The organism is Yoonia sp. (assembly GCF_036770585.1).
In the GTDB taxonomy this organism is placed as follows: domain Bacteria; phylum Pseudomonadota; class Alphaproteobacteria; order Rhodobacterales; family Rhodobacteraceae; genus Yoonia.
In genome coordinates, this window is record NZ_DAIPIW010000030.1 from 21,089 (window position 1) to 30,845 (window position 9,757).

Sequence of the window (9,757 nt, forward strand, 5' to 3'; positions counted from 1 at the left end):
GGGTTTTCCGCACCTTGAAGACTGTGCTGCGACTATTCAGGATACTGACCGCCGTCTGGAAGACGGCTTGCGAAAAGCATCTGGGTCTGATTGCCGCCGGGGTCGCCTTTTTCGGGATGTTCGGGATCTTTCCGGCCATCGCCGCCACCATCGCGATTTTCGGTCTGGTGGCGGATCCCAACGTGATCGCCGAACAGTTGCAACTGATGGAAGAGATCGTTCCCCCCGATGCCTACAATCTTCTGGCCGTGCAGATCGAGCGACTGGTCAATGCACCCTCGCAGCAACTGGGGTGGGCGACGGCCGTGTCGATCATCCTTGCCTTGTGGTCTGCGCGGGCGGGCGTGGGCGCGCTGATCGGCGGGCTGAACGCCATTGCGGGGCACCGGATGCGCAACGGGATCGTTCAGGTTCTTGTCGCCTTCGTGCTGACCGCATTTCTGGTGGGCATGGCGATCATCGCCGTGGTCGCCGTCGTCATTGTCCCCATCGTGCTGGCCTTCGTCCCCATCGGCAACGCGACCGCATGGCTGATCGAGGGCGCGCGATGGCTGGTGGCGCTGGGCGTGATCCTGATGGCGCTGAGCATCCTTTACCGCTTTGGTCCCGCCCGCAACGGCAGCCGCGGGCGCTGGATCACGGTGGGTGCGGTGGTGGTGGTCGTGCTTTGGGTGATCGCCTCGGCGGGGCTGTCGTTCTATCTGACCAACTTTGCCAGCTATAACGAGGTTTACGGCTCGATCGGGGCGGTCATCGGCATGTTGCTGTGGCTTTACATCAGCGCCTATCTGGTCCTGCTGGGGGCCGCGTTGAACCTTGAGGTCCACGAAAGCTGGCTGCCCGCACCGGGGGCGACCCCGGCAGGGGCATCCGACCAGCGCGCCTAGGTCACGCGCGCGCGGGTCTGGAAGGCGGGATCATCCCACAGCCTTTGGTCCATCACCTGCCCTATGATCGCGACCGCCTGTGCCACGTCGCTTTCATCGATGAACAGCGGCGTGAACCCGAACCGCATGATGTCCGGCGCGCGGAAATCACCGATCAGGCCGCGCGCGATGCAGGCCTGCATGGCGGCATAGCCGTTGTCAAAAGCGAAAGAGACCTGACTGCCGCGCATGGCCGGATCACGCGGGCTGGCGAGGCTTAGGTCGGGGCAAGTGGCCTCGATCCCGGCGATGAACTGTTCGGTCAGCAAGATGGATTGTGCGCGGAGCGCGTCCATGTCCACCTGATCCCAGATATCGAGTGCCGCATCGAGTGCGGCAAGTTGCAGGACAGGTGGCGTGCCGACACGCATCCGCTCGATCCCGGCACCGGGGCGATAGTCAAGATCGAAGGCAAAGGGCGCCGCGTGCCCCAGCCAGCCCGAGAGCGCCGGTTTCACCCGGTCGGCATGGCGCGGGGCGACGAAGATGAAGGCCGGCGCGCCGGGACCGGCGTTGAGGTATTTGTAGGTGCAGCCCACCGCGAAATCCGCCCCGCACCCCGCCAGATCGACCGGCAGCGCACCTGCGCTATGGGCAAGGTCCCACATGGCGATGGCGCCCGCCGCATGGGCCTGCGCGGTCAGCGCCTTCATGTCGTGCTTGCGCCCCGTGCGGTAATCCACCTCGGTCAGCATCAGCACGGCCAGATCGTCGTTGATGTGATCCGCCACTTCCTCGGGGGCGACGACGCGCAGTTCCAGCCCGCGCCCAAGCGAGCGGATCAGCCCCTCGGCCATATAGATATCGGACGGGAAGTTGCCGCTATCGGTCAAGATCACCTTGCGGTCCGGCACCAGATCGATGGCCGAGGCGAGGGCCTGATAGACCTTGATCGACAGGGTGTCGCCGACGACCACATGGCCCTTTTCCGCCCCGATCAGCCGCCCGATCCGGTCGCCGAAATCGCTGGGCTGCGCCATCCAAGACGCGCGGTTCCATCCGGTGATGACCATCTCGCCCCATTCATCGGTGACGGTGCGCGCGACCCGCGCGGCGGTGGCCTTGGGCAATGGCCCCAGCGAGTTGCCGTCCAGATAGATCATCCCCTGCGGCACGTGAAAGAGCGCCTTGGTCGCCGCGAAATCCATAGTCATACCTGTCCGCCTGAAATCTCGATTGTCTGTCCGTTCACGCTGCGCGCCCCGTCCGAGCAAAGCCATAGCGCCGCTGCCGTGACCTCGTCCACCTCCAGCAGCCGTTTGTGGCGGTTGCCCTTGGCGATGATCTCGGTCGCACTCGCTTCGTCAACGTCGAAACGCCGCATGAGGCCGGGAAGCTGGTTTTGCACGATATCGGTGTCCACATAGCCCGGGCAGAGCGCGTTGAAGGTGATGGGGCGGCGCATGTATTCCTCGGACAGGCCGCGGATCAGGCCGATGACACCGTGTTTGCTGACCGTGTAGGGGATCGCGTTCTTGAGGCCGCGCACACCTGCGATGGAACTGACCACGATCATGCGCGCGGGGGTGTCGTCGGCCAGCGTGGCGAGTGCGGCCTGAAACGTCAGGAACACACCGTCGAGATTTGTGCGCATGGTGTGGCGCCAGTCGTGCAAAGTGATCGCTGCAAAGGGCCCGCCTTCGGCAATGCCTGCATTGGCGACACAGATCCGGATCGGCCCGCGCGCCTTGGCAGCCTGCGCGATCCCGTTGCGGAGGGATGTTTCATCCGCCACATCCATCACCTGCGGATGGATGCGCGTATTGCCGTTTGCCACCGCCTCAAGCACCGCGGCCCGCCGTCCGGTGATCGTCACCTCGGCCCCGGCATCCGCCAGGGCCAGCGCGATATCCTTGCCGATCCCCGTCCCGCCGCCGGTGACAAGGGCGTGTTTGCCTGCATGGTCCATGCCGTCCTCCTTTTGGGTGCAGGTTAGCCGCAAGGCGGGCATGGACAACCCCAAAGCGCCCCGGCAATGTGCCTGGCATGAAATGGATCGACATTCCCCCCGTCTGGCTGGCCTTTGCCTTGCTGCTGACCAACGGCATCGCCGAGGCGCAGCCGATGACACTCGCCTTCGGGCATCCGGTGACAGACCTGCTGGGTGGTCTGCTGGTGGGGGGCGGGCTGGTGCTGATCCTGCTGGCCGCCTATGAAATGCGCAGCCGCCGCACCACCATCGTGCCGCATATGGAGGCCGACCATCTGGTCACATCCGGCATCTTCAAGCGCAGCCGCAATCCGATCTATCTGGGCGACACCCTGATCCTTGCGGGCCTCGCCCTGCGGTGGGAGGCGCCTGTCGCGCTGCTGTTGGTGCCGCTCTTCATGGTCACGATCACCCAGCGCTTCATCCTGCCCGAAGAGGACCGCCTGCGCCGCAAATTCCGCGCCGATTTCGCGCGTTATTGCACGACGACACGCCGCTGGCTGTGACTTGGCGGCGTCAGACGGTCACTGTTAGCGCATGACACCAAATGGCGGGGCATCCACTCCCTTGTGAAATATTCTTACGGGCTATAGTTGGGGGCAGACCAGAAAATTGAGACGGGGGATGCTCAGTGAAAATCGGCACGCCAAAAGAAATCATCGCAGGCGAGAACCGGGTCGGGATGACGCCTGCTTCGGCCAGGGACCTGCAGAAGCTTGGCTATGACTGTGTGATCGAAACCGGGGCGGGTGCGGCCGCCGGGTTCTCGGATCAGGCCTATCAGGACGCGGGGGTCGAGGTCGTCAAGACCGCAGCCGCGCTTTACAAGGCCGCCGACATCATCGCCAAGGTGCGCCCGCCCGAGGATGCAGAGGTCAAGCGCCTGCGCGACGGGCAGGTGCTGATTTCCTTCTTCTATCCCGCCCAGAACAAGGACCTGATGGAGGCGGCCAATGCCAAGGGCGCGACCGTCATCGCCATGGACATGGTGCCGCGCATCAGCCGCGCGCAGAAGATGGACGCGCTGTCGTCGATGGCCAATATCGCAGGCTACCGCGCCGTGATCGAGGCGGGTAACAACTTTGGCCGCTTCTTCACCGGTCAGGTGACGGCTGCCGGCAAGGTGCCGCCCGCCAAGGTGCTGGTCGTCGGTGCTGGTGTGGCCGGGCTTGCCGCCATCGGGACATCGACCTCGCTGGGGGCGATCACCTATGCCTTCGACGTGCGCCCCGAAGTGGCCGAGCAGGTGGAATCGATGGGGGCCGAGTTTGTTTTCCTCGACTTCGAGGAAGAGCAGCAGGACGGATCGGCGACGGGCGGCTATGCCTCGGTTTCGTCGCCCGAGTTCGCGGCGGCGCAATTGGCCAAGTTCCGCGAAATCGCGCCCGAGATGGACATCGTGATCACCACCGCGCTGATCCCGGGCCGCGACGCGCCCGAGCTTTGGACCAAGGACATGGTCGCGGCGATGAAGCCCGGCTCGGTCATCGTGGACCTCGCGGCGGAACGTGGCGGCAACTGCAAACTGACCGTGAAGGACGAAAAGATCGTCACCGAGAACGGCGTGACGATCATCGGCTACACCGACTTCCCCAGCCGGATGGCCGCACAGTCGTCCACGCTCTATTCCACGAACATCCGTCACATGATGACAGATCTGACGCCTGAAAAGGACGGCCAACCGCACCACAACATGGACGACGACGTCATCCGCGGTGCGACCGTCACCCACAAGGGCGAAGTCACCTTCCCGCCGCCGCCACCGAAAGTGGCCGCGATCGCGGCGGCCCCCAAGAAGGAAAAGCCCAAAGAGCTGACAGCGGAAGAGAAGCGCGCGCAAGAGGTCGCGGCCTTCAAGACCCAGACCCGCAATCAGGTCGCGCTCTTGGGGATCGGTGCGGCGCTGCTTTTGGGGGTCGGGCTGATCCCGGGGATGCCCGCCAGCTTCATGCAGCATTTCATCGTCTTCGTGCTGTCGGTCTTCATCGGCTTTCAGGTCATCTGGAACGTCGCCCATTCGTTGCACACGCCGCTGATGGCCGTGACCAATGCGATCTCGTCGATCATCATTCTGGGCGCGCTGATCCAGATCGGATCGACCAGCATATTGATCACGCTGCTTGCGGCGCTGGGTATCTTCATGGCCTCCGTCAATATCTTCGGCGGTTTCCTTGTGACACGGCGGATGCTCGCCATGTTCCAGAAATCCTAAAGGGGCAGGGCAAATGGAAAATGCATTCACAACAGCGGCCTATGTGGTCGCAGGTATCCTCTTCATCCTTTCGCTTGGTGGCCTGTCAGGGCAGGAGAGCGCGAAACGCGCGGTCTGGTATGGCATCGCGGGCATGGCGCTGGCAGTCTTCGCCACGCTGGTCGGCCCCGGTGCGGGCCTTGGTCTGGTCTCGGTCGTTCTGATCATCCTCGGCGGGGTTGTCGGCTATCAACTGGCCACCAAGGTCGAGATGACCCAGATGCCGGAACTTGTGGCCATCATGCACTCGCTTGTCGGGTTGGCGGCGGTCTTTGTGGGCTTCAACGCGGATCTGATGATCAACTACGTCGGCGGCGTCTATGCCGATGCAGGGCTGGTCATGGGCGCCGTGGGCGACGATGGCATCACCGCGATTGGCCTGCCGAAAGAGATCTACGACGGGCTGAGCAGTTTTGGCCAGTTGATCGCCAAGAAATCATCGGTCGAGATCGGTATTCTGCGGGTCGAACTGGTGCTTGGTATCTGGATCGGTGCGGTGACATTCACCGGATCCGTCATCGCCTATGCCAAGCTGGCGGGCAATTCGTCGAAACTGCCGTTCAAGGTCGATACCTCGGCCAAGAAGCTGCCCGGCGGTCACCTGCTGAATGCGGGTGCGGCAGCGCTGTCGGTCATCTTGCTGATCGCCTACTTGGGTGGCTCGGGATCGTGGGCGCTGGTGCTGCTGACGCTGGCGGGCCTGTTCATCGGCTATCACCTGATCATGGGGATCGGGGGCGCGGACATGCCTGTGGTCGTGTCGATGCTGAACAGCTATTCCGGCTGGGCGGCGGCGGCGATCGGGTTCAGCCTCGGCAACGACCTTCTGATCGTGGTCGGCGCGCTGGTCGGGTCCAGCGGTGCGATCCTGTCCTACATCATGTGCAAGGCGATGAACCGCAGTTTCATCAGCGTGATCCTCGGCGGCTTCGGCGGCCCCGCGGGCGAGCAGATGGCGGTCGAAGGCGAGCAGATCGCCATCGATTCGGACGGTGTCGCCACGGCCCTGAACGAGGCCGACAGCATCATCATCATCCCGGGCTACGGGATGGCGGTGGCGCAGGCGCAGCAGGCGGTCAGCGAACTGGTGCGCAAGCTGCGCGCCAAGGGCAAGACTGTGCGTTTCGCGATCCACCCGGTCGCGGGGCGTCTGCCCGGCCACATGAACGTGCTTCTGGCCGAGGCCAAGGTGCCTTACGATATCGTGCTGGAAATGGACGAGATCAACGAGGATTTCCCCGAAACGGATGTCGCCATCGTCATCGGCTCGAACGATATCGTGAACCCTGCCGCTCAGGACGATCCCAACAGCCCCATCGCCGGTATGCCGGTGCTGGAGTGCTGGAAGGCGAAACAGGTGTTCGTCAGCAAGCGCGGGCAGGGCACGGGGTATTCGGGGATCGAGAACCCTCTGTTCTACAAGGACAACACGCGGATGTTCTATGGCGACGCCAAGAAGTCGCTGGACGAGCTTTTGCCGAAGATCGACTGATCCGCAGGCACGCCGCAGAATCGAAACCCCGCCGTGATCCGGCGGGGTTTTTCTTTTCCTTGTCCGAATCCGTGATTGCGGCCACCGTGCTACCCATCAACGCAGGATTGCATGGAGGCAAGACATGCCTGTCTCGGTCGGGAAGATCACGCTTTACATGGGGCCCGATACGATCGGCGCGCCGGACGATCTGGAAGGCCCGATCCTTGATTTCATCGGGGCGGCACAGGATGAATTGCTGGTGTCGGTGCAGGAACTGGACCATCGCCCGATTGCCGAGGCGCTGATCGCCGCGCGCAGGCGGGGGGTGCGGATTCAGGTGATCCTCGAACAGGATTATCTGCGCGAGGGACGCATCCCCGCGCCCGACACGCTGGGCACGCAAGAGATCAACCGCGACCTCTTGACCCGCATCCTGCGGGTCGGGATCGACGCCAAGGCCGACTACAACCCCAATATCTTCCACCAGAAATTCATCGTCCGCGACCGCAGCGCGACGCTGACGGGGTCGACCAATTTCACGACGACGGGGGTGACGAAGAACCTCAACCATATCGCCGTGATCATCGACGATGAGGTGGCGCGCGAATATACCCGCGAGTATCGGCAGATGCGGCAGGGCATCTTTGGCAAGCGCAGCCTCGAGACGCCGCGCAAACCGCTGGAGGGGCATACCGTCAGTGGTGTGCGGGTCAAACCTCTCTTTGCGCCGGATCATGCGCCCGAGATGGAATTCATCAAGCAGATGATCAAGGCCAAGTCGCGGATCGACTTTGCCGCTTTCACCTTTGCGCAATCATCCGGCATCGACGATGCGCTGGTCAATGCGCGCGAGAAAGGGCTGGCGGTGACGGGCGTTCTTGACCGGCGGCAGGCGAACCAGACATGGGCGGCCAAGCATACCTTGCTGGCGGGGAACGTCACCTTGCACCAGAACAAGTCGGAGACCGGCGTGCGCAAGGTGCATCACAAGCTGATGGTGATGGATGATGCGCTGACGATCATCGGCAGTTTCAACTACACCGGTCCGGCCAACCTTCTGAATGACGAGAACATCATGGTGCTGGGCGATCTCGATATGGCACCGGGGCAGGCACAGGACGACCAGAAGGCGCTGGCCGCCTATGCCCGGGCCGAGATCGACCGTATCATCGCCACGCAGGCCGAGCCGATCAGCTAGGCCCTATAGCCCCCTGATCCGCGGATCCAGCGCGTCGCGCAGCCCGTCGCCGATGTAGTTCACCGCCAGCACCGTCAGCGAAATCGCCAGACCGGGCCAAAGAACACGCTCGGGGAAGGCGACCATGCGGTCGACGCTGTCGAAGAGGATCTTGCCCCATGTGGGGAAGTCCGACGGAAACCCAAGGCCAAGGAACGACAGTGCGCTTTCGGTGATGATGGCCGCAGCCAGCCCCAGCGTGGCCGAGACCATGATCGGCGACAGGACGTTCGGCAGGATATGCCGCGTGATCATGCGCCGAGGCGGCGTGCCGATGGACCGCGCGGCCAGAACGAACTCGCGTTCCTTCAGCGAGATCACATCGCCGCGCACGATCCGCGCGGTCTGCATCCAGCTTGTGATCCCGATGCCGGTCACGATGAGGATGAAGATACCTGTTTCAGGCCCGAAAGCCGCGCGCAGCGGGTCGCGGAACAAGAGCATCATCACCAGAAGGAGCGGCAGGATCGGCAGGGCCAGCACCAGATCGGTAAAGCGCATCAGCGGCCAGTCCAGCCGCTTGAAGTAACCGGCCAGCACACCGACCAGGGTGCCGATGACAACCGCAAGGATCATCGCCGTCCAGCCCACGGCAAGGCTGATCCGCCCGCCCTGCATGATGTTGGCCATGATGTCGCGGCCCAGATGGTCGGTGCCCATGGGCCGCGCCCAGCTGACATTGGCGTCCCCATTCCAGAGGGCGACATAGAGCGGCCGCACGTCCTTGTTGCGGATATCCAGCTTGCCCGGGTCCACATCCCAGACCATCGGCCCGAAGGCACAGAACACGGTGATAAAGACCAGAAAGATCAGTCCCGCCATCGCCCCTTTGTGGCTGCGGAACTGGTCCCAGACATCCAGCCACTGATTGCGGGGCTTTTCGACCTTCACGGGAGCGGGGCTGCGGAGCGATGTATCAGTCATAGCGGATCCTTGGGTCAAGGATGCCGTAAAGCACATCGGCAATCAGGTTCATCAGCACGATCAGCACCGCCAGAAGGAAGGTGATCGTCATGACCATCGGGATATCCGAGCCTTGCAGCGCAAGGATCAGCAATTGCCCGAGGCCGTTCACCTTGAAGATCTGTTCGGTGATGATCGCCCCGCCGAAGATCGAGGGGATGCCAAGTGCGATGACAGTCACGACAGGGATCATCGAATTGCGCAGCACGTGGCGCATGACCACGACACTTTCGCTCATCCCCTTGGCGCGGGCGGTGCGCACGTAGTCTTGCCCCAGATTGTCCAGCATCGAGGCGCGCATATACCGGCTGACCTGCGCGGTGGTCTGTAGCGCCAGCACCATCACCGGCATGATCATCTGCTGCAACTGGAACTTGAAGGTCTGCCAGTCCACGACCTGGTGCGTCGTGTCGTAGATCGAGGGCAGCCAGCCAAGCTGGACCGAGAAGATCACGATCAGCAGAACGCCGGAAAAGAAGGGCGGCACGGAAAAGCCGATCATGCTGACGAAGGTGCCCGCCTGATCGAAGACCGAATATTGCTTGTAGGCGCTGATGATGCCGATGGGCAGGGCGATCAGCACGCCCACCACATAGGACATGCCCACCACCCACAGCGTCTGCGGCAGGCGTTCGGCGATGGTGTCGAACACGGGGCTGCGCGACTGGAAGCTGATGATGCGCTGCGCACCATCGGCGAAGTTGGTGCCGAAGAGGCCGTCGATCCAGTATTGCGGCTCGACGATGAAGAACTGTTTCAGCCACAGCGGAAAGCGCACATACCACGGCTCGCCCAGACCAAGGGCAAGGCGCATCTTTTCCTTGACCTCGGGCGGGATCGTCAGGGGCATCTGCGCCATTGGATCGCCCGGGGCCATTTCCAGCAGCATGAAGATCACAAAAGCGATGAACAAAAGCGTCGGAATCGACAACAGCAATCTGCGGATCGTGTAGGTCAGCATGATGTGGCGCCTTGG

Annotated in this window: 9 protein-coding genes; 5 read left to right on the top strand and 4 right to left on the bottom strand. The window is 62.9% G+C overall.

The annotated features are described in order from the left end of the window. The first annotated feature begins 23 nt into the window (after window positions 1–23). Window positions 24–887: a YihY/virulence factor BrkB family protein gene (locus V7N12_RS07470; protein ID WP_333713784.1), complete on the top strand. Its 864-nt coding sequence runs from the start codon at window positions 24–26 to the stop codon at window positions 885–887. Here V7N12_RS07470 and kynU read toward each other — a convergent pair. Together kynU and V7N12_RS07480 are read right to left on the bottom strand one after the other, a co-directional pair. Next, window positions 884–2,080 (bottom strand): kynureninase, encoded by a 1,197-nt coding sequence (kynU, locus tag V7N12_RS07475; protein ID WP_333713773.1) that lies wholly within the window; start codon window positions 2,078–2,080, stop codon window positions 884–886. The two genes, V7N12_RS07470 and kynU, sit on opposite strands and share 4 nt — an antisense overlap. Beyond that, window positions 2,077–2,835 carry an SDR family NAD(P)-dependent oxidoreductase gene (locus V7N12_RS07480; protein ID WP_333713775.1) on the bottom strand — a complete coding sequence of 253 codons (759 nt, stop codon included), beginning with the start codon at window positions 2,833–2,835 and terminating at the stop codon, window positions 2,077–2,079. The genes kynU and V7N12_RS07480 overlap by 4 nt, the downstream gene beginning before the upstream one ends. 77 nt (window positions 2,836–2,912) lie before the next feature. Here V7N12_RS07480 and V7N12_RS07485 point away from each other — a divergent pair, with 77 nt between their 5' ends. The 4 genes from V7N12_RS07485 (at window position 2,913) to V7N12_RS07500 (ending at window position 7,779) form a co-directional block, all read left to right on the top strand. Next, a complete protein-coding gene (locus V7N12_RS07485) occupies window positions 2,913–3,362 on the top strand; it encodes a methyltransferase family protein (protein WP_333713776.1) in 450 nt (149 codons plus the stop codon). A gap of 125 nt (window positions 3,363–3,487) precedes the next feature. Further along, window positions 3,488–5,068, top strand: a complete 1,581-nt coding sequence (locus V7N12_RS07490; RefSeq protein ID WP_333713777.1) for a Re/Si-specific NAD(P)(+) transhydrogenase subunit alpha — start codon at window positions 3,488–3,490, stop codon at window positions 5,066–5,068. 13 nt (window positions 5,069–5,081) lie between these two features. Beyond that, window positions 5,082–6,599, top strand: coding sequence for an NAD(P)(+) transhydrogenase (Re/Si-specific) subunit beta (locus tag V7N12_RS07495; protein WP_333713778.1), 1,518 nt, complete (start codon window positions 5,082–5,084; stop codon window positions 6,597–6,599). A 124-nt stretch (window positions 6,600–6,723) separates the two neighbouring features. After that, window positions 6,724–7,779, top strand: coding sequence for a phospholipase D-like domain-containing protein (locus tag V7N12_RS07500; protein WP_333713779.1), 1,056 nt, complete (start codon window positions 6,724–6,726; stop codon window positions 7,777–7,779). 3 nt (window positions 7,780–7,782) lie between these two features. On the opposite strand, the gene V7N12_RS07505 is transcribed toward V7N12_RS07500, so the two are convergent. Both V7N12_RS07505 and V7N12_RS07510 read right to left on the bottom strand, forming a co-directional pair. After that, the gene (locus V7N12_RS07505) at window positions 7,783–8,742 is read right to left on the bottom strand and encodes an ABC transporter permease (protein WP_333713780.1); all 960 of its coding nucleotides are present in this window, start codon (window positions 8,740–8,742) and stop codon (window positions 7,783–7,785) included. Further along, window positions 8,735–9,742, bottom strand: coding sequence for an ABC transporter permease (locus tag V7N12_RS07510; protein ID WP_333713785.1), 1,008 nt, complete (start codon window positions 9,740–9,742; stop codon window positions 8,735–8,737). The genes V7N12_RS07505 and V7N12_RS07510 overlap by 8 nt, the downstream gene beginning before the upstream one ends. Window positions 9,743–9,757 lie beyond the last annotated feature (15 nt).